At 74.5% G+C, this 18,693-nt stretch carries 15 protein-coding genes; all 15 read right to left on the bottom strand.

Features of this window, described 5'->3' with window-relative positions:
• Window positions 1-28: 28 nt before the first annotated feature.
• Window positions 29-1,708, bottom strand: a complete 1,680-nt coding sequence (gene recN, locus ACK8OX_RS14050; protein ID WP_430664775.1) for a DNA repair protein RecN — start codon at window positions 1,706-1,708, stop codon at window positions 29-31.
• A gap of 34 nt (window positions 1,709-1,742) precedes the next feature.
• Window positions 1,743-2,594 (bottom strand): outer membrane protein assembly factor BamD, encoded by an 852-nt coding sequence (locus ACK8OX_RS14045; RefSeq protein ID WP_430664774.1) that lies wholly within the window; start codon window positions 2,592-2,594, stop codon window positions 1,743-1,745.
• 138 nt (window positions 2,595-2,732) lie between these two features.
• Window positions 2,733-3,680, bottom strand: coding sequence for a UDP-3-O-acyl-N-acetylglucosamine deacetylase (gene lpxC, locus ACK8OX_RS14040; RefSeq protein ID WP_430664772.1), 948 nt, complete (start codon window positions 3,678-3,680; stop codon window positions 2,733-2,735).
• Window positions 3,681-3,926: 246 nt separating this feature from the next.
• Window positions 3,927-5,417 (bottom strand): cell division protein FtsZ, encoded by a 1,491-nt coding sequence (ftsZ, locus tag ACK8OX_RS14035; protein WP_430664770.1) that lies wholly within the window; start codon window positions 5,415-5,417, stop codon window positions 3,927-3,929.
• Between the two features lie 150 nt (window positions 5,418-5,567).
• A complete protein-coding gene (ftsA, locus tag ACK8OX_RS14030; RefSeq protein ID WP_430664768.1) occupies window positions 5,568-6,860 on the bottom strand; it encodes a cell division protein FtsA in 1,293 nt (430 codons plus the stop codon).
• Window positions 6,857-7,729: a cell division protein FtsQ/DivIB gene (locus tag ACK8OX_RS14025; protein ID WP_430664767.1), complete on the bottom strand. Its 873-nt coding sequence runs from the start codon at window positions 7,727-7,729 to the stop codon at window positions 6,857-6,859. Before ACK8OX_RS14025 ends, ftsA begins: the two co-directional genes overlap by 4 nt.
• Window positions 7,719-8,642 carry a D-alanine--D-alanine ligase gene (locus tag ACK8OX_RS14020; RefSeq protein ID WP_430664765.1) on the bottom strand — a complete coding sequence of 308 codons (924 nt, stop codon included), beginning with the start codon at window positions 8,640-8,642 and terminating at the stop codon, window positions 7,719-7,721. Before ACK8OX_RS14020 ends, ACK8OX_RS14025 begins: the two co-directional genes overlap by 11 nt.
• On the bottom strand, window positions 8,639-9,538 hold the full coding sequence (murB, locus tag ACK8OX_RS14015) for a UDP-N-acetylmuramate dehydrogenase (protein ID WP_430664764.1): 900 nt from the start codon (window positions 9,536-9,538) through the stop codon (window positions 8,639-8,641). Before murB ends, ACK8OX_RS14020 begins: the two co-directional genes overlap by 4 nt.
• Before the next feature lie 8 nt (window positions 9,539-9,546).
• On the bottom strand, window positions 9,547-10,989 hold the full coding sequence (murC, locus tag ACK8OX_RS14010) for a UDP-N-acetylmuramate--L-alanine ligase (RefSeq protein ID WP_430664763.1): 1,443 nt from the start codon (window positions 10,987-10,989) through the stop codon (window positions 9,547-9,549).
• Entirely contained in the window at window positions 10,990-12,132 is a 1,143-nt protein-coding gene (gene murG / locus ACK8OX_RS14005) for an undecaprenyldiphospho-muramoylpentapeptide beta-N-acetylglucosaminyltransferase (protein WP_430664762.1), read from the bottom strand. It lies immediately after the preceding gene.
• Complete coding sequence (locus tag ACK8OX_RS14000; protein WP_430664761.1) at window positions 12,129-13,262, bottom strand: FtsW/RodA/SpoVE family cell cycle protein; 1,134 nt, start codon at window positions 13,260-13,262, stop codon at window positions 12,129-12,131. Before ACK8OX_RS14000 ends, murG begins: the two co-directional genes overlap by 4 nt.
• Entirely contained in the window at window positions 13,259-14,659 is a 1,401-nt protein-coding gene (gene murD, locus ACK8OX_RS13995) for a UDP-N-acetylmuramoyl-L-alanine--D-glutamate ligase (RefSeq protein ID WP_430664874.1), read from the bottom strand. Before murD ends, ACK8OX_RS14000 begins: the two co-directional genes overlap by 4 nt.
• A gap of 41 nt (window positions 14,660-14,700) precedes the next feature.
• A complete protein-coding gene (mraY, locus tag ACK8OX_RS13990) occupies window positions 14,701-15,789 on the bottom strand; it encodes a phospho-N-acetylmuramoyl-pentapeptide-transferase (RefSeq protein ID WP_430664759.1) in 1,089 nt (362 codons plus the stop codon).
• A complete protein-coding gene (locus ACK8OX_RS13985) occupies window positions 15,786-17,195 on the bottom strand; it encodes a UDP-N-acetylmuramoyl-tripeptide--D-alanyl-D-alanine ligase (protein WP_430664758.1) in 1,410 nt (469 codons plus the stop codon). The genes mraY and ACK8OX_RS13985 overlap by 4 nt, the downstream gene beginning before the upstream one ends.
• Window positions 17,192-18,637: a UDP-N-acetylmuramoyl-L-alanyl-D-glutamate--2,6-diaminopimelate ligase gene (locus ACK8OX_RS13980; RefSeq protein WP_430664873.1), complete on the bottom strand. Its 1,446-nt coding sequence runs from the start codon at window positions 18,635-18,637 to the stop codon at window positions 17,192-17,194. The genes ACK8OX_RS13985 and ACK8OX_RS13980 overlap by 4 nt, the downstream gene beginning before the upstream one ends.
• Window positions 18,638-18,693: the final 56 nt, after the last annotated feature.

Below are 18,693 nucleotides of genomic sequence, written 5' to 3'. Positions count from 1 at the left end.
GGTTCCGTCGCCACCGCCGCCCGCCGGGTCACAGCAGTCCCCCCGCCAGCAGGCTGTCGGCCGCCATGCGCGCGGCTTCCGTCACCCTCTCGCCCGCCAGCATCCGCGCGATCTCCTCGCGCCGCGCCGGGGCGTCGAGCGGGGTCACCCGCGTCTCCGCCCGGCCCGCCTTCACCTGCTTCGCCACCGACAGGTGCCGCACGCCGCGCGCCGCGACCTGCGGCGAATGGGTGACGACGAGCACCTGCAGCCGTTCCGCCACCCGCGCCAGCCGGTCCCCCACCGCCGCCGCGGTCGCGCCGCCGATGCCGCTGTCCACCTCGTCGAAGACCAGCGTCGGCACCGGCGAGCCGCGCGCCAGCACGACCTTCAGCGCCAGCATCAGCCGCGACAGCTCGCCACCCGAGGCGATCCTGTCCAGCGCACCGGGCGCCTGGCCGGGGTTGGTGGAGACGAGGAAGGTCACGCGGTCCACGCCGTCCGGGCCCCAGGCGCCTTCCGCCCTTGCCGCGACCTCCACAACCAGCCGCGCGCGGTCCAGCTTCAGTGGCGGCAACTCCTTCGCCACCGCCTTCTCGAGCTTCTGCGCCGCCTCGCGCCGCTGGTCGGTGAGCCGTCCCGCGGCCGACAGGTAGGCGGCGCGCGTCTCCGCCGCCTGGCGCTCCGCTGCGGCGACCGCGCCGGTTCCGGCGTCGAGCGCGGCGAGGCGCGCCTTCAGCGCCTCCAGCAGCGCCGGCAGTTCCACCACCGGCACCAGGTGCTTGCGCGCGGCGGCGCGGAGCGCGAACAGCCGCTCCTCCACCTGTTCCAGCCGGCGCGGATCGGGCCCGCCCTCATGCGCCAGGCGCTCCATCGCCGTCTCGGCCTCGGCCAGCGCATCCAGCGCGCGGCCGAGCGCATCGAGCGCCGGCTCCGCCTCGGTGTTCGGGGCGGGCAGGCGTTCCAGCGCGCGGATGGCGCCGCGCAGGGCATTGGCGGGGTTGGCGCTGCGGCGGTCGCGCGGGCTCAGCGCGGCGATCGCCTCGGCAATGGCTTCGCCCCGGCGTTCGCCCTGTTGCAGGCGCTGCCGCTCGGCGGCCAGCGCATCCTCCTCCCCCTCGACCGGGGCGAGGTCCTGCAGCTCCGCCACCGCATGGCGCAGGAACTCCTCGTCGCGCGCGGCGGCGGCGATTTCCTCCCGCGCCTTGGCCAGCGCGCGTTCCGCCTCGCGCCAGGCGCGGTGCGCCTCGCCGACCGCGGCGCGGAGCCTCTCCAGCGCGCCGGCCGAATCGAGCAGCCCGGCATGGCTGGCCGGGTCCGCCAGGCCCACCTGGTCGTGCTGGCCCTGCACCTCCACCAGCAGCGCGCCAAGGCGGCGCAGCAGCGCGAGCCCGACCGGCTGGTCGTTGACGAAGGCGCGCGACCGGCCATCGGCGGTGACGACGCGCCGCAGCACGATCTCGTCCTCCGCCTCGATCCCCTGTTCGGCCAGCATCGCCCGCGCGGGGTGCGCATCGGCGACCGAGAAGGCGGCGGCCACGCTCGCCTGCGGCTGGCCCGCGCGCACCAGCCCGCTTTCCGCGCGCTGCCCGAGCGCGAGACCGAGGCTGTCGAGCAGGATGGACTTGCCCGCGCCGGTCTCGCCCGTCAGCACGGTCAGGCCCGGCCCGAAGGCGAGGTCCAGCCGCTCGATCAGCACCACGTCGCGGATGGCGAGCGAACTCAGCATGGCGCGCCCCGTGCCCCGCCCATCGGCGGAGGGATCAGAACAGCCCCAGCGACAGGGTGCTGGCCGCGCGGCGCAGGAAGCCCGGCCGGTCGATCTCGGCCGGTTCCGCGCCCGCCACCAGCAGCGCGTAGCTGTCCTGGTACCAGGGGCTGCCCGGGTAGTTGTGGCCGAGCACGGAGGCCGTGCGCCGCGCTTCCTCCGTCAGGCCGAGGGTCAGGTACAGCTCGGTCAGGCGGTGCAGCGCCTCGGGGACGTGGTTGGTGGTCTGGTATTCGTCCACCACACGGCGGAAGCGGCCGATCGCGGCGGCGTAGAGCCGACGGTTCTGGTAGAAGCGGCCCACCACCATCTCGCGCCCCGCCAGGTGGTCGCGCGCGAGGTCCATCTTCAGCCGCGCGTCGCGCGCATAGGGCGTGCCGGGGAAGCGGTTCGCAACGTCCTGCAGCGCCGCCATGGCCTGTTCGGTGATGCGCTGGTCGCGCTGCGTGTCGTTGATCTGCTCGTAATAGGACAGCGCGCGCAGGTAGTAGGCATAGGCGATGTCGCGATGCGCCGGGTGCAGCTGGATGAAGCGGTCGAGGCCGCCGATCGCCTCGGTGTAGCGGTTGCGCTGGTACTCGGCATAGGCCGACATCAGCTTCGCGTTGGTCGCGAAGGGCGAATAGGGGTGCTCGCGCTCGACCATGTCGAAGCGGTCCACCGCGCGGGCGAATTCGCGGCGGTCCAGCGCCTCCATCCCCGCGGCATAGAGCCCCTCGGCCGAGGTATCCTCGGCCGCGGCGTTGCGGGACGCGCCGATGCTGGCCATCCGGCCATCCCAGGCATTGGTGCCGCAGGCGGCCAGGGGCAGCAGGAGCGGAAGGATCAGAAGCAGACGTCGGAGCATCGGGGACCGGTCGCGCATGGGGGCATCCCTATACCACGTCCGGGCGCGGTGCGGGCAAGGCGCCCGGGTCGGGGAAAGTCGGCCCGGGGCGATGTCAGGCCATCGCCGGGACGGCGTCAGGCCATCGCCGGGACGGCGTCAGGCCATCGCCGGGGCGGCTGCGGCGGGCAGGCGGGTGGCGACGCCGTCGGCCAGGACCTCGCCTTCCACCAGGCGCCAGGCGGCGCGGTCGGCGAACAGCGCCCGCAGCAGCTTGTTGTTCAGCGCATGGCCCGAACGATGGCCGACGAAGCGCGCCGACAGGGACGCCCCGGCCAGCGCCAGGTCGCCCACGACGTCGAGCAGCTTGTGCCGCACGAATTCGTCCGGCCGACGCAGCCCGCCGGGGTTCAGCACCAGCGGCCCGTCCACCACCACGGCATTGTCGAGGCTGCCGCCCTGCGCCAGGCCGGCCGCGCGAAGCCGCGCGATCTCCTCCGCCAGGGTGAAGGTCCGCGCATCCATCAGGCCGGCCCGGAAGGCGGCCGGCGTCACCCGCATCGCCAGGCGCTGCTGGCCGATGACGGTGCCGGGGAAGTCGATGGACAGCGTCGCCTCGAAGCCTGGCGTCGCGGCGGGCAGCAGCTCGGCATGGGCCCCGCGTTCCTCGACGCGGACCGGGCGCAGCACCTCGACCACCGGGGCGGCCGCGCCGAGCGCGACGGTGCCGGCGCAGTCGATGAGGAAGACGAAGGGGGCGGCGGAGCCATCGAGGATGGGCACCTCGGCGGCGTCCAGCTCGACCAGCGCGTCGGTCACGCCGGTGCCGGCCAGCGCGGCCATCAGGTGCTCCACCGTGCCGATGCGCGCCTGCGGCGCCTCCTCGGCGACGAGCGCGGTGCAGAGCCGGGTGTCCACCACGCGGTCGAAGCGCGCCGGAATGTCGATGCCGAGATCGGTGCGGCGGAAGACGATCCCGCTGCCCGCGGCGGCCGGCCGCAGCGTCAGCGACACGCGCCGCCCGCTGTGCAGCCCGACGCCGACACAGCCGATCGCCGTCTTCAGCGTGCGACGCCGGGCCCGGTCGATCGAAAGGAATCCGTCCATGCGCGTTCAGCCCCTGATGACGTCATCGGCCCCGCCCCGGAAAGGGGCGCAATCCGCTGACATTCCCCCGATGGCCTGTCTGTCGGCCGGTCATGGCCCGCAGCGCGCCGAACATGACGGCGCCCCGGGAAGTGGGTGATGCCACCCACGCCGCCGGGGCGCCATTCAAGCCTTGTTTCGCGATATTACGCCGCAAGTCCCTGTTAATGAAGGGTTGCTGCGGCGCGAAATCGCCCTATTCCGGCCTCAGTTGCTCTGCCGCCGCAGGAAGGCCGGAATGTCGAGCCCCGCCTCGTCGTGCTGCGCGGGCCGCGCCTGGGGCCGAGGGGCAGCCGGCTCGGCCCGCGGGGCCGGGGCAGCCTGCGGGGTCGGGGCGGCGTCCGGCACGTCGCGCCGCATCAGGCCGGTTGCGCGGCGGAACAGCCCGTTGAAGGCGCCGGCGGCCGGTGCGGGCTGGGCCGGGGCGCGGGTCGCGGCGGGGGCACGCAGGGCGGGCTCGGCCTGGTGGCTCAGCACCACCGGCGCCTCGGCCACCGGGGGGGCTTCCAGCGGCGCCGGCTGAGCGGGGGCCACCTGCGCCGGGGCGACGAAGGCTTGGGCCGGGCGCATCGCGGCGGGCGCGGGCGCGGCGGCCACGGCCACGCGCGGGGTGAAGCCGCCCGGGCCGCGCTGCGGCTGCGGCTGCGGCGCGTGCTGGGTTGCCACGGCCTGCACCGCCGCGCCGCCACCCATCGCGACGAGCTTCGGGCGCTCCGCCTCGCGCTCGCGCGCGTCGATGCCGGTCGCGACGACGCTGACGCGGATGCGGCCGTTCATGTCCTCGTCGATCGAGGAGCCGAAGATGATGTTCGCGTCCTCGTCCACTTCCTTGCGGATGCGGTTCGCGGCCTCGTCCACCTCGAACAGCGTCATGTCGTAGCCGCCGGTGATGTTGATCAGCACGCCGCGCGCGCCGCGCATGGAGGTGTCCTCCAGCAGCGGGTTGCTGATGGCGGCTTCCGCCGCCTTCACCGCGCGCTCCTCGCCCTCGGCCTCGCCGGTGCCCATCATCGCCTTGCCCATCTCCGCCATCACCGTGCGGATGTCGGCGAAGTCGAGGTTGACGAGGCCCGGGTTGACCATCAGGTCGGTCACGCCGCGCACGCCCATGTAGAGCACGTTGTCCGCCATCTTGAACGCCTCGGCGAAGGTCGTGCGCTCATTGGCCAGCCTGAACAGGTTCTGGTTCGGGATGACGATCAGCGTGTCGACGAACTGCTGCAGCTCCTCGATGCCCGCATCGGCGGACTTCTTGCGCTTCGGCCCCTCGAAGTCGAAGGGCTTGGTCACCACGCCGACCGTCAGGATTCCCCTCTCCCGCGCCATGCGCGCGATGACCGGAGCCGCCCCCGTGCCGGTGCCGCCGCCCATGCCGGCGGTGACGAAGACCATGTGGCTGCCGTCGAGGTGCCGCGCCAGCTCCTCCGTCGCCTCCTCGGCCGCGGCACGGCCGATCTCGGGCTTGGCGCCGGCGCCGAGCCCCTGCGTCAGGTGCGGGCCGAGCTGCACGCGGCGGTCCGCCTTGCTGTTCACCAGCGACTGCGCGTCGGTGTTCGCGACGAGGAACTCCACCCCGTCGAGGCCCATGGCCACCATGTTGTTCACGGCATTCGTGCCGCCGCCGCCGACGCCGACGACGGTGATGCGCGGGCTGAAATCGGTGTGCTGGTGGCTCGGGATGGTCAGGTTCAGGGTCATTGGCGGGGCCTCCTGCTTGATCTCAACCTTGCGCGGCGGAGTCGGGGAAAGGGGGGGTGGCGGACGTCGTCGTTCCTGCACGCATCGCGACGATGCTGCGCCATCGGCGCGCGGCGGCGGGACGAAGGGGGAAGGGCGCGGCGCGGCGCATCACAGCCGCGTCCGCACGAAGTCGATCACGCGCCGCACCACGCCGCGCGGCCGGTCCGGCCCCGGCGCGATGTCGACCAGGGGGCGGCCTTCGCCCGCGCCCCAGGCCAGCAGCCCGATGGCGGCGGCGAAGGGCGGGCCGCCGGCGGTCTCCGGCAGGCCGCGCACGCCGCGCGGGCGGCCGATGCGCACCTGCCGGTCCAGCACGCGCGCGGCAAGCTCGCGCGCGCCGATCAGCTGGCTCGCGCCGCCGGTCAGCACCACGCGGGTGCCAGCCTCCTTCGCGACGCCGGCCTGCTCCAGCCTCTCCCGCACCATCTCGAAGGTTTCCTCGAGCCGGGGGCGGATGATGTTCACCACCATCGCGCGCGGCACGCGGGCGATGTGGTCCTCGTCCTCGCCCACCAGCGGCACGGGCAGCATCTCGCGCTCGTCGTCCTGCGCGGCCAGCGCGCCGCCATGGAGCGTCTTCAGCCGCTCGGCATGGCTGATCGGGGTGGACAGCACGCGGGCGAGGTCGTTGGTCACCTGCCACCCGCCCACCGGGATCTGCGCGGTGTGGATCAGCTGGCCCTCGCTGAAGACCGCGAGCGAGGTTGTGCCCCCGCCCATGTCGATCACCGTCGCGCCGATGCGCTTCTCGTCCTCCACCAGCGTCGCCAGCCCGGCGGCCAGCGGCGCGGAGACCAGTTCCTCCACCTCGAGGTCGCACCGCAGCAGGCAGGCGCCGAGGTTGCGCAGCGCCGCCTGCGACGCATCCACCAGGTGTACCCGCGCGCCGAGCGTGTCGCACACCATGCCGCGCGGGTCCTCGACCCCCGGCGTGGCGTCCACGGTGAAGGACACGGGAGAGCCGTGCACCGTCTCCCGCCCGTCCTCGTGCCCACGGCGGCGGCCTTCGGACAGGATGGCGCGCAGGTCCGCCTCCGTCACCGCGCGCCCGCCGATCGGCCATTGCACATGCACCAGCCGCGAATCCGGCTGCCCGCAGGACAGGTTGACGATCGCGCCCGAAAGCTGCGTGTCGCTCATCTCCTCCGCCTGGCCGACGGCGGCGCGGATCGCGCGCTCCGCCTCCTCCAGGTCGACGATGGAGCCGCCCTTCACGCCCCGCCCGCGCTGCCAGCCGAAGCCCAGCACCCGCGGCTCGCCATCGGCCTCGATGCGGGCGATGAGGCAGACCACCTTGGTGGTGCCGATGTCGAGCACGCCGAAGGGGCCGCCGCGCGCGCCGCGGCGCCGCCGCTCGGGCCCGGGATCGACCGGCACGGGAAGGCGGGGCAGCGCGTTCATCCGCGGGGGTTCCCCGCCCGCCGCACGGGCTGCGCGGGCTCCGGCGCCGGCGGCTGGCGCAGCACCAGCCGGTCGGGCAGCCGCATGTCGATCGCCACCAGCGGCCGGTCGAGCAGCGCATGCCGCGCATGCAGCTCGTTCAGCCGGTTCAGCGCCGGGGCCTCCTGGCCTTCGGGCAGCAGCACGTCCACGCCGTTGTGCAGCCGCAGGTTCCACCGCCGCTCGCCGACCCGCACCATCGCCTGCGTCCGGCGCAGCACCTCGGCATGGGCGACGAGCAGGTCGTGGAGCGCCGCCGCCTGCCGCTCCGCCCCCGCGCCGACCACCAGCGGCAGGGGGCCGAAGGCGTCCAGCGTCTCGGTCGTCACCACCCGGCCCTCGCGGTCGATCACCGCGAAGCGGCCGCCATTCTGCCAGATGGCGAAGGGCGTGCGCTCCGTCAGGCGGACCAGGATCGTGCCGGGGAAGCGGCGTTCCACATGCGCGCTCTCGACCCAGGCGATGGTCTCGAGCCGCGCGCGCGCTTCCACCGGGGAGAAGGACAGCAGCGGGTCGCCGCGCTCGACGCCGAGCGCCGCGCGAATCAGGTCGGGCGGCGTGTTGCGGTGCCCTTCCAGCACGAGGTCGCGGTACTGCAGCCCGGCCGCGAGCCCGATCTCCGCCGCGTTCTCCACGACCGACTGCACCCGCCCCGCCGGATCGGCCGCATACAGCCCGACCGCCACCGCGCCGAGCGCGCCGAGGCCGAGCAGCCCGAGCGCCGCCGGCCTGGCCAGTCCGCGCCTCCGCTTCAACCACAGCCGCAGCCGGCTCGGCCGGTCCGGCTCCCGCCGCGCACGGCCGGCGGAGAGGGTCGCGCTACGGGCCATGCCGGGCCTCCCGCACCATCCAGGCGCAGAGCTCGGGGAAGGGAATGCCGACATGCGCCGCCTGTTCCGGCACCAGCGAGGTGCGCGTCATGCCGGGCTGGGTGTTCACCTCGAGCAGGAACAGGCGCCCCGGCTCCCCCGCCGTGTCGTCATAGCGCAGGTCGGCGCGGGACACGCCGCGGCAGCCGAGCGCCCGGTGCGCCCGCAGCGCGATCGCCATCGCCTGCTCGCGCACCGAAGGATGCAACGGCGCGGGCAGCGTGTGCCGGCTGCCGCCCTCGGCGTATTTCGCCTCGTAGTCGTAGAAGACGTTGCCGGTCGCGATCTCCGTCACCTCGAGAGGCCGGTCGCCCATCACCGCCACCGTCAGCTCCCGCCCCGGGATGAAGGCTTCCGCCATGATCCGGCGGTCGAACTTCCAGCGCCGCGCGATCTCGGCCCGGCGGTTGTCGCCGTCGCGCAGGATCTCGACGCCGACGGACGACCCCTCGTTCACCGGCTTCACCACATAGGGGCGCGGCAGCGGGTCCGCCGCCTCCAGCTCCTCGGGCGAGACGACACGGCTTTCCGCCACCGGGATGCCAGCCGCGGCGAAGGCGGCCTTGGCCGCTTCCTTGTCCATCGCCACCGCGGAAGCGCGCAGCCCGGAATGCGTGTAGGGCAGGCCGAGCCAGTCCAGCACGCCCTGGATGCAGCCATCCTCGCCGAAGCGGCCGTGCAGCGCGTTGAACACCGCATCCGGCTTCGCCGCCTGCAGCGCCGAGATCGCGGCGCCGAGGTCGGGGCCGACCTCGATCGCCGTCACCTCGAAGCCGCCCTGGCGCAGCGCCGCGATCACCTGCGCCCCGGTCGCAAGGCTGACCTCGCGCTCGGCCGAGACCCCGCCATGGAGCACTGCAACGCGCGTCGTCATGCCGCGGCCTCCCCGATGCGCCTGATCTCCCATTCCAGTTCGACCCCGCTCCGCGCCTTGACGCGCGCGCGGACCTCCTCGCCCAGGCCCTCGATGTCGGCCGCCGTGGCGCCGCCGGTGTTGAGCAGGAAATTCGCGTGCAGTTCGGACACCTGCGCGCCGCCGCGCACCAGGCCGCGGCAGCCCGCCGCGTCGACCAGCTGCCAGGCGCGCGCGCCGGGCGGGTTCTTGAAGGTGGACCCGCCGGTGCGCGCGCGGACGGGCTGCGTCGCCTCCCGCGCGCCGCGGATCCCCGCCATGCGGGCCGCGATCGCCGCGGCATCGCCAGGCGCGGCGCGCAGCCTTGCGCGCACCACCACCGAGCGCGGCGGCAGTTCCGCGCGGCGATAGGCGAAGCGGAACGCCTCGGCCGGAAGGCGCAGCAGCCCGTGCGGCGTCGCGACCTCCGCCCAGTCCAGCACGTCCTTCACCTCGCCCCCGTAGGCACCGGCGTTCATCGCGACCGCCCCGCCCAGCGTTCCCGGGATGCCGCACAGAAACTCGAGCCCCGCGAGACCCGCCGCCGCGGCATGTTCCGCAACCGTCGCATCCAGCGCCGCGGCGCCCGCGACGATGCCGTCCGCCTCCACCTCGACCGCGCCGAAGGCGCGCCCGCCGAGCTTCACCACCACGCCGCGGAGGCCGCCGTCGCGGATGATGGTGTTCGACGCGGCGCCGAGCACCGTCAGCGGCATCTCCGCCGGCAGGTCGCGCAGCAGCAGCAGCAGGTCGTCGGCATCCGCAGGGCGCACCAGCCATTCCGCCGGCCCGCCGACGCGGAACCAGGTGAGGGGCGCGAGTGCCGCGCCCTGCTGCACGCGCCCGCGCAACGGGGGAAGGGCGGCGTGCGCCTGCATCCCCGCCCTCACTTGCTGCCGCCCACCAGCCGCGGCCGCGTGCGCGTCTGCAGCGCGGCGAGCTGTTCGGGAAGCGCATGCGCCCAGTTGGTGATGTTGCCCGCGCCGAGGCAGACCACGTAGTCGCCCGCCCGCGCGATGGCGTTCACCATCTCCGCCAGGCTGTCGGGCCCGGGCAGCGGCACGACGGACCGGTGCCCGCGCGCGCGCAGCCCCTCCACCAGCGCGTCGCGGTCGACGCCGGGCATCGGCTGCTCGCCCGCCGCGTAGACATCGGCGACGATGACCGTGCCGGCGTCGTTCATGCAGGCGCAGAAATCCTCGAACAGGGAGGCGAGGCGCGAGTAGCGGTGCGGCTGCACCACCGCCACCACGTCGCGCGCGCCGGCCTGGCGCGCCGCCTTCAGCACCGCCGCGATCTCCACCGGGTGGTGGCCGTAGTCGTCGATGATGGTGATGCCCCCGGCCTCGCCCGTGCGGGTGAAGCGGCGCTTCACGCCCTTGAAGCCGGCCAGCGCGGTGCGGATCGTCTGCTCGTCCACGTCCATCTCGGTGGCGATGGCGATGGCGGCAAGCGCGTTCTGCACGTTGTGGCTGCCCAGCATCGGCAGGCGCATCGGCTTCATGGTGCGGCTGCGGCCGGTGGCGCGGTCGCGCACCACCACCTCGAAGGTGGCGCCCATGCGGTCGGTGATCAGGCGTTCGGCCCGCACATCCGCCTGCGGCGAGAAGCCGTAGGTGATGATCCGCCGGTCCGACAGGCGCGGGATCATCGCCTGCACCTCCGGGTGGTCGGCGCAGAGCACGGCGAAGCCGTAGAAGGGGATGTTGCCGACGAAGGCGGCGTAGCCTTCCTTCATCGCCTCGGCCGTGCCCCAGTGGTCCAGGTGCTCGGCGTCCATGTTGGTCACCACGGCGACCACGGCGGGCAGCTTCAGGAAGCTGCCGTCGCTCTCATCCGCCTCCACCACCATCCAGTCGCCCGCGCCGAGGCGGGTGTTGGTGCCATAGGCGTTGATGATCCCGCCGTTGATCACGGTGGGGTCGAGCCGCGCGGCTTCCAGCACGGCGGCGACGAGGCTGGTGGTGGTGGTCTTGCCATGGGTGCCGCCGATGGCGACCGACCACTTCAGCCGCATCAGCTCCGCCAGCATCTCGGCGCGCCGCACCACGGGGACCAGCCGCGCGCGGGCGGCCTGCACCTCGGGGTTGTCGCGCCTGACGGCGGTGGAGACGACGACGACCTGCGCCGCGCCCAGGTTGGCGGCGTCATGGCCCACCATCACCGGGATCCCGGCCTCCCGCAGGCGGGCGACGTTGTAGCCTTCCGAGATGTCGCTGCCCTGGACCGCATAGCCCAGGTTGTGCAGCACCTCGGCGATGCCGGACATGCCGATGCCGCCGATGCCGACGAAGTGGATGGGGCCGATCGAGAGGGGCAGGGCGCGCATCTAGCGGGGCTCCGGCAACGCATCCGCGCGCGCCACGAGGGAGAGGACGAGGTCGGCCAGCCGCCGCGCCGCATCCGGGCGCGCCAGCCCCTGCGCCGCCCCCGCCGCGCGCGCCAGCACGGGCGGCGAGGCGAACATCGCCGCCAGGTGCCTGGCCAGTGCATCGGGGGTGAAGCCGGGTTGCGGCATGAGCCACGCCGCGCCGACGGAGGCAAGGGACCTTCCGTTGGCGGTCTGATGGTCGTCGATCGCGTGCGGCAGCGGCACCAGGATGGAAGGACGACCCGCGCAGGCGAGTTCGGCCACCGTCGAGGCGCCCGCCCGCGCGATCACCAGATGCGCGACCGAAAGCCGCACCGCGACGTCGCCGAAGAAGGGCGACAGGTCGGCCGGCACGCCCGCCGCGCGATACGCGGTCTCGACCCGCGGCAGGTCCTCCGCCCGCGTCTGCTGCGTGACCACCAGCCGCGCGCGCAGCGCATCGGGCAGTGAGGCCACCGCCGCCGGCACCACATCCGCCAGCACGCGCGCGCCGAGCGACCCGCCCAGCACCAGCAGCCGGATCACCCCGTCCTCCGCCGGCGGGGAATAGGGCTGCCCGGCCAGCGCCGCCAGCGCGGGGCGAACGGGGTTGCCCACCACCTCCACCCGCGCCGAGGCCGGCACCTTCGTCGTGTCCTGCACCGACAGCGCCAGCAGGTCCGCGCCCGGCGCCAGCATCCGGTTGGCGCGGCCGAGCACGGCGTTCTGCTCGTGCAGGGCCGTCACCGGCCGCCGGGCACGGCCGAGCGTGCGCGCCGCCAGCAGCGGCGGCACCGAGGGGTAGCCGCCGAAGCCCACCACCGCCGCCGCGTCGAGCCGCTTCAGGATGCCGCGGGCCTCCATCGTGCCCGCCGCCAGCGCCAGCGCGCCGCGCGCCGCCGCCCGCGCGCCCCGCCCGGCCAGGCCCGAGCCCTTCAGGACGAAGCGTTCCGCCCCGCCAAAGGCCGGGCTTTCATAGGCCGAGCTCCGCGCATCGGTCATCAGCGCGATGCGCTCTCCGCGCGCCGCAAGCTCCGCCGCCAGCGCCTCGGCCGGGAACAGGTGGCCGCCGGTGCCGCCGGCGGCGATCACGATGGGGCGTGCCACGGGGCCGCGCATCATCGCTCATCCTCGGCGCGGGACAGGCGCCGGCGCGTCAGCGCCAGCAGGAACCCCATCCCCAGCGCGATCGCCAGCACCGAGGACCCGCCATAGCTGACGAAGGGCAGGGTCATCCCCTTGGTCGGGATCAGGTGCAGCGAGGACGCCATGTTGACGAAGGCCTGCAGCCCGAACTGCGTCAGCAGCCCCGATGCCGCCAGCACGATGAACAGGTCCGTCTCCCCCAGCAGCCGCACCAGGCCGCGCACCACCACGAAGCAGAACAGCGCCAGGATGACCAGGCAGATCACCAGGCCGAACTCCTCCCCCGCGACGGCGAAGACGAAGTCGGCATGCGCGTCGGGCAGGACGTTCTTCACCCGCCCCTCGCCCGGGCCGCGGCCCAGCAGCCCGCCATTGCCGAAGGCCTCCAGCGCCACCGTCACCTGGTAGTTGTCGCCCGCCGCGGGGTCGAGGAAGCGGTGCACGCGCGACTGGACGTGCGGGAACAGCAGATAGGCCAGCCCCGCCCCCGCCACGCCGAGCGCGCCGACGAAGCCCACCGCGAACAGGTTCAGCCCCGCCACGAAGAACTGCGCGAAGAACACCGCGGTGACCACCAGCAGCATCCCGATGTCCGGCTGGCCCTTCAGCAGGCCCGCGATGAGCAGGTAGAGCGCGATGGCGAGGATTGTCGCGCCCCAGCGCCGGTTCACCTTGCCCTCGGCGACCAGCCAGGCGGCCACCACGGCGAAGCACGGCTTCAGGAATTCCGACGGTTGCAGCGACCCGATGCCGGGCAGCGACAGCCAGCGCCGCGCGCCCTTGATCTCCACCCCCGCCACCAGCGTCGCCGCCACCAGCAGCAGCGCCCCCGCAAAGCCGAGCCAGGCGAGCAGCCGCACCTCCTTCACGTTCAGCGTGGAGACCGCCAGCATCACAGCCGTCGCGGCGCCGAGGTAGAAGATCTGGCGCAGGAAGAACATGTTGCGCGACGAGGCGCCGATGCGTTCCGCCACCGCGGGCGACGCCGCCAGCATCATCACGTAGCCGAAGCCGATCAGCGCCAGCAGCGCCGCCAGCGTCCAGCGGTCCACCGTCCACCACCAGCGGCCGAGGCGGGACGTGTCCGCGCGCGAGACGGCGATCATGCGGCCTTCCCCCCGGGCGAGCCTGCGGCGCCGGCGATCATCGCCCGCACCAGCGCGCGGAAGCGGTCGCCGCGCGCATCGAAGCCGGTGAACTGGTCGAAGCTGGCCGCGGCGGGCGACAGCAGCACCACCGGCGCCGCGCCGCCGAGCGCGGCCGCCGCGGCGGCCGGGACCGCAGCCTCCAGCGTGCCCGCGACCTCGTGCGGGACGCCGGCCTCGGCGAGCGTCTGCGCGAAGGCGGCCGCGTCGCGCCCGATCAGGAAGGCGCGGGCGATGCGCGGGAAGAAGGGCGCCAGCCCCTCGATCCCGCCTTCCTTGCCCATCCCCCCCGCGATCCACACCACGCGGTCATAGGACCCGAGCGCGCGCGCCGCGCTGTCCACGTTGGTCGCCTTGCTGTCGTTGACGAAGGCGACGCCGCCGAGGCTGCCCACCCCTTCCTGCCGGTGCGCCAGCCCGGGGAAGCCGGCCAGCCCCGCCGCCACCTGCGCCCGCGTCAGGCCGAGCCCGAAGGCCACCGCCGCCGCGGCCGCCGCATTCTGCGCGTTGTGCGCGCCGGGCAGGGCCGGGGCGGCGCGCAGGTCCGCGATCTCGCCCGCCTCGTCGCGCAGCGACATCCCCTCCGCCCAGATCCCGCCCGCCACCCGGCGCCGGCCCGAGATCGGCACCAGGCGCGCCGTCACCGCCGGCGCCATCGCCGCCGTCATCGGGTCGTCCTGGCCCAGCACGGCAAGATCCTCCGGGCGCTGTCCGGCGAAGATGCGCGCCTTCGCAGCGGCATAGCCGGCCATGCTCCCGTGACGGTCGAGGTGATCGGGGCTGAGGTTCAGCATCACGCCCAGGTTGAAGACGACCGTTGCGATTCGCTCCAACATGTAAGACGACATTTCGAGTGTGTATACGCCGTCCGACCCCAACATCTTGAGGCCGAGCGCCGCGGGGCCAAGATTGCCGCCGACCTCCGCCACCCGCCCCGCGCCGCGCAGCAGGTGGTGGACCAGTGCCGTCGTGGTGGACTTCCCGTTGGTGCCGGTGATGCCGACGAAGGCCGCCCCGCTGCCCGCGGCGCGGACCGCGCGGAACAGGTACTCCACGTCGCAGAGGATCGGCACCCCCGCGTCCCGCGCGCGTTCGGCGGCGGGGTGCGGGCTGGGCATTGCATGGGGTATGCCGGGCGAGAGCAGCAATGCATCGGCCGGGAAGGGGCCGGAGGAGACGTCGCGCAGCGCGAGCCCTGCGGCCTCGGCCGCCGCGCGCGCCTCCGCCCGGTCGTCCCACACCGTCACTTCGGCGCCCCAGTCGCGCAGGCGCAGCGCCGCCGGCAGCCCGGCGCGGCCGAGGCCCACCAGCGCCACGCGTTCCCCCGCGAAGGGTGCGAAGCGCGGCCCGCCGGCCATGTCCGGGTTGCGCCCCTGCGGCGCTTCGCGGCCCGGCGCGCTCATCGGATCTTCAGCGTCGACAGGCCGACCAGCGCCAGCACCATGGCGATGATCCAGAAACGGATGACGATGGTGGGCTCCGCCCAGCCCTTCTTCTCGAAATGGTGGTGCAGCGGCGCCATCAGGAAGACGCGCTGCCCGGTGCGCTTGAACCAGAAGACCTGGATGATGACCGACAGCGTCTCCACCACGAACAGCCCGCCCACGATGGCCAGCACGATCTCGTGCTTGGTCGCAACCGCGACCGCGCCGAGCGCGCCGCCGATCGACAGGCTGCCGGTGTCGCCCATGAAGACCGCCGCGGGCGGCGCGTTGAACCACAGGAAGCCGAGCCCCGCGCCGATCAGCGCCGAGAGGAACACTGCCAGTTCGCCCGTGCCCGGCACGAAATGCAGCTGCAGGTAGTCCGCGAAGACGCGGTTGCCGACGAGGTAGGCGATCAGCCCGAAGACCCCCGCCGCGATCATCACCGGCACGATCGCCAGCCCGTCCAGCCCGTCGGTCAGGTTCACCGCGTTGGACGCGCCCATCATCACCAGCATCGCCAGGATGGGGAAGGCGAGGCCGAGCGGCAGCAGCGCCTCCTTGAAGACCGGGAAGGCCAGCTTGTCGCCGAGGCCGGGCGGCATCAGCCAGGCGATCCAGACAGCGGCCACCGCGCCGATGGCGGCCTGCGCCACCAGCTTCTGCCGCCCCGACACCCCCTTGGTGTTGCGCTTCGTGACCTTCAGCCAGTCATCCGCGAAGCCCAGCGCGCCATAGCCCAGCGTCACCAGCAGCACCGCCCAGACGAAGCCGTTGCGCAGGTCCGCCCACAGCAGCGTGGACACCGCCAGCGCGAACAGGATCAGCACGCCGCCCATCGTCGGCGTGCCCTTCTTCGTCACCAGGTGGCTCTGCGGCCCGTCCTCGCGGATCGGCTGGCCGCCGTTCTGCGTGGCGCGCAGGTAGCGGATGATGGCCGGCCCGAAGAACAGCGCCAGGAACAGCGCGGTCATGCAGGCGGCGCCGGCGCGGAAGGTCGTGTAGCGGATCAGGTTGAACAGGATGAACTCGTCGGCAAGCGGCGAGAGCAGGTTGAAGATCACGAAAGCACCCCTGCGCCGGCCATGCCGACATTCGCGTCCAGTTGTTTCAGCGCGCTGACCACGAGCGCCATCCGGCTGCCGAGCGAACCCTTCACCAGCACCGCGTCGCCCGGACGGATCGCGGCGGCCAGCAACGGCGCCAGTGCCGCGCTGTCCGGCAGGTGCGCGCCGCGCCGCGCGGGGGGCAGCGCGGCGAACAGGTGGCCGGTCAGCGGGCCGCAGCAGAATACGAGGTCCGCCACCCGCGCGACATCCCCGGCCAGCTCCGCATGCATCGCCGGCGCCTCCGCCCCCAGCTCCCGCATGTCGCCGAGCGCGACGATGCGCCGTGCCGCCGGCTGCGCCGCCAGCACGTCGAGCCCCGCCCGGATCGAGGCGGGGGAGGCGTTGTAGCTGTCGTCGATCAGCGTCGCGTTGCCGGAGGGCAGGCGCAGCGCCACCCGCTGCCCGCGCCCCGCCCCCGCGCCGAACAGCGCCAGCGCCGCGGCCGCCCGGCCTGCATCGGCGCCGAGCGCGGCCACCGCCGCCAGCACCGCGCAGGCGTTCAGCGCCATGTGGTGCCCGGGCGCGCCGATGCGCACCGGCAGCACCGCGCCGCGCAGTTCGATCTCGGCGTCCACCCCCGTCGCGTCGCCGCGCCAGGACAGCAGCCGGGCATCCGCCTCGGCCGCCTCGCCGAAGGTGGCGACCGTGGCCCCCGTTTCCGCCGCGCGGGCACGGAGCCGCGGCAGGAAGGGCGTGTCGGCGGGCAGGACCGCGGCGCCGCCCGGCTCCAGCCCCAGCACGATGTCGGCCTTCTCCTCCGCGATCGCGGCCTGGCTGCCGAGATGGCCGATATGCGCGGTGCCGATCGCCGTGACCACCGCCACATGCGGCCGCGCGAGGCGCGAGAGCGGCGCGATCTCGTGGCGGTTGTTCATCCCCATCTCGACCACCGCGAAGCGGGCGTCGCGCGGCAGCCGCGCGAGGGTCAGCGGCACGCCCCAGTGGTTGTTGTGGCTCGCCGCCGAGGCATGGGTGGGGCCGAGCGCGGCGAGGACGAGGCGCAGCATCTCCTTCGTGGTCGTCTTGCCGACGCTGCCGGTCACGCCCACCACCCGCGCCCCGCTGCGCGCCCGCCCCGCGGCGCCCAGCGCGCCCAGTCCCGTCAGCGTGTCCGCCACCCGCAGCAGCGGGGCACCGGGCGCGACGCCGGGCGGGTCGCGGTCCACCATGGCAAGCGCGGCGCCGCGCGCCAGCGCATCCGCGACGAAATCATGCCCGTCCCGCGCATCTCGCAGCGCCACGAACAGGTCGCCCGGCGCGATGGCGCGGCTGTCGATCGACACGCCGGTCGCGCCGCCCTCGCCGGCCAGGCTGCCGCCGGTCGCCGCCCGCAGCTCCGCCGCGGTCCAGAGCGGGGTCATGCCGCGGCTCCCCCAGCCAGGCCGCGCACCAGCGCGGCGTCGTCGAAGGGATGCGTCACGGCGCCGATGGTCTGCCCGCTCTCATGCCCCTTGCCCGCCACCGCCAGCACGTCGCCGGGGCGGAGCGCCGACATGGCCCGCGCGATGGCGTCGGCGCGTTCGCCCGCATCCACCCCGCCCGGGCAGCCGGCCAGCACGGCGCGGCGGATCGCGGCCGGGTCCTCGCTGCGGGGGTTGTCGTCCGTCACCCAGCAGAGATCGGCATGGCGCGCCGCGGCGGCGCCCATCAGCGGGCGCTTGCCCGGGTCGCGGTCGCCGCCGGCGCCGAACAGCACATGCAGCCGTGCCCCCGGCGCCACATGCGGGCGCAGGGCGGCGAGCAGCCGTTCCAGCGCATCCGGCGTGTGGGCGTAGTCCACATAGACGGCGGCGCCGTTCGGCAGCCTCGCCGCCAGTTCCATCCGCCCCCGCACGCCCATGAGGCGCGGCAGCAGCGCGGCCGCGCGCGCCGCCTCCATCCCGCAGCCGACCGCGAGCGCCAGCGCGACCATCGCATTGTCCGCCTGGAAGCGGCCGGGCAGGGCGAGGACGAGGTCCTCCCGCCGGCCGAAGGCGTCGAGGCGGATCTCCTGCCCCGCCGGGGTCGGGCGCTGGGCGACCAGCCGCACCGCATCCCCGTCCTCGCCCACCGTCAGCAGGCGCAGGCCGCGCCGCGCCGCGATGCCGCGCAGCGCATCGAGGGTCCCGGCCTCCATCCCCGCATGCGCCACCGCCGGCGCGCCGGCCGGCAGCAGCGTGTCGAACAGGCGGAGCTTGGCCGCACGGTACGCCGCCATGCTGCCGTGGTAGTCCAGGTGGTCGCGCGTCAGGTTGGTGAAGGCCGCGGCCGCCAGCGCCACGCCGTCCAGCCGGCGCTGGTCGATCCCGTGGGAAGACGCCTCCATCGCCGCCGCCTCCACGCGTGCGCGCGCGAGCGCGGCGAGCGTGGCATGCAGCGCGACCGGATCCGGCGTGGTCAGCGAGGGGCCGGGCGCGAACCCCTCCGCCCGCAGGCCGAGCGTGCCGAGCGAGGCGGCGCGCAGCCCCGCCGCCGCCCAGACCTGGCGCAGGAAGTCGACCGTGCTCGTCTTGCCGTTGGTCCCCGTCACCGCGACCACGATGCGCGGCTGCGCCCCATGGAAGGCAGCCGCGAGCAGCGCGAGCGCGCGGCGCGGGTCCTCGGCGGCCAGCAGCGGCCGCGGCGCCACGCCCTCGGGCCAGGCCGTCCCGGTGGGCGCCAGCACGGCGGCGGCGCCGCGCGCGACGGCATCGGCAATGAAGGCGCGGCCATCGGCGCGCGCGCCGGGCAGGGCGGCGAACAGGAAGCCGGGCGCGACGGCGCGGCTGTCCGCCGTCAGCCCCGTGACGACGGGTGCGGGCAGGCCCGCGGCCCAACGCGGCAACTCCGGCGAGGACCGGAGCAGCAGGTCGAGCCCGGGCGCGGAGGGGCTCTCATCGG

The organism is Falsiroseomonas sp. CW058 (assembly GCF_050563535.1).
Taxonomy (GTDB): domain Bacteria; phylum Pseudomonadota; class Alphaproteobacteria; order Acetobacterales; family Acetobacteraceae; genus Falsiroseomonas.
Note: the sequence above shows the minus strand (reverse complement) of the source record. Positions and strands in the feature narration are given on the sequence as shown.

Bases quoted from the DNA above. Each gene is read 5' to 3' on its own strand.
- murG (WP_430664762.1), bottom strand. From the start codon at position 12,132: ATGATGCGCGGCCCCGTGGCACGCCCCATCGTGATCGCCGCCGGCGGC.
- murC (WP_430664763.1), bottom strand. From the start codon at position 10,989: ATGCGCGCCCTGCCCCTCTCGATCGGCCCCATCCACTTCGTCGGCATC.
- ACK8OX_RS14000 (WP_430664761.1), bottom strand. From the start codon at position 13,262: ATGATCGCCGTCTCGCGCGCGGACACGTCCCGCCTCGGCCGCTGGTGG.
- ftsA (WP_430664768.1), bottom strand. From the start codon at position 6,860: ATGAACGCGCTGCCCCGCCTTCCCGTGCCGGTCGATCCCGGGCCCGAG.
- ACK8OX_RS14020 (WP_430664765.1), bottom strand. From the start codon at position 8,642: ATGACGACGCGCGTTGCAGTGCTCCATGGCGGGGTCTCGGCCGAGCGC.
- ACK8OX_RS14045 (WP_430664774.1), bottom strand. From the start codon at position 2,594: ATGCTCCGACGTCTGCTTCTGATCCTTCCGCTCCTGCTGCCCCTGGCC.
- ACK8OX_RS13985 (WP_430664758.1), bottom strand. From the start codon at position 17,195: ATGACCCCGCTCTGGACCGCGGCGGAGCTGCGGGCGGCGACCGGCGGC.
- ACK8OX_RS14025 (WP_430664767.1), bottom strand. From the start codon at position 7,729: ATGGCCCGTAGCGCGACCCTCTCCGCCGGCCGTGCGCGGCGGGAGCCG.
- lpxC (WP_430664772.1), bottom strand. From the start codon at position 3,680: ATGGACGGATTCCTTTCGATCGACCGGGCCCGGCGTCGCACGCTGAAG.
- ftsZ (WP_430664770.1), bottom strand. From the start codon at position 5,417: ATGACCCTGAACCTGACCATCCCGAGCCACCAGCACACCGATTTCAGC.
- murD (WP_430664874.1), bottom strand. From the start codon at position 14,659: ATGGCCGGCGGGCCGCGCTTCGCACCCTTCGCGGGGGAACGCGTGGCG.
- murB (WP_430664764.1), bottom strand. From the start codon at position 9,538: ATGCAGGCGCACGCCGCCCTTCCCCCGTTGCGCGGGCGCGTGCAGCAG.
- recN (WP_430664775.1), bottom strand. From the start codon at position 1,708: ATGCTGAGTTCGCTCGCCATCCGCGACGTGGTGCTGATCGAGCGGCTG.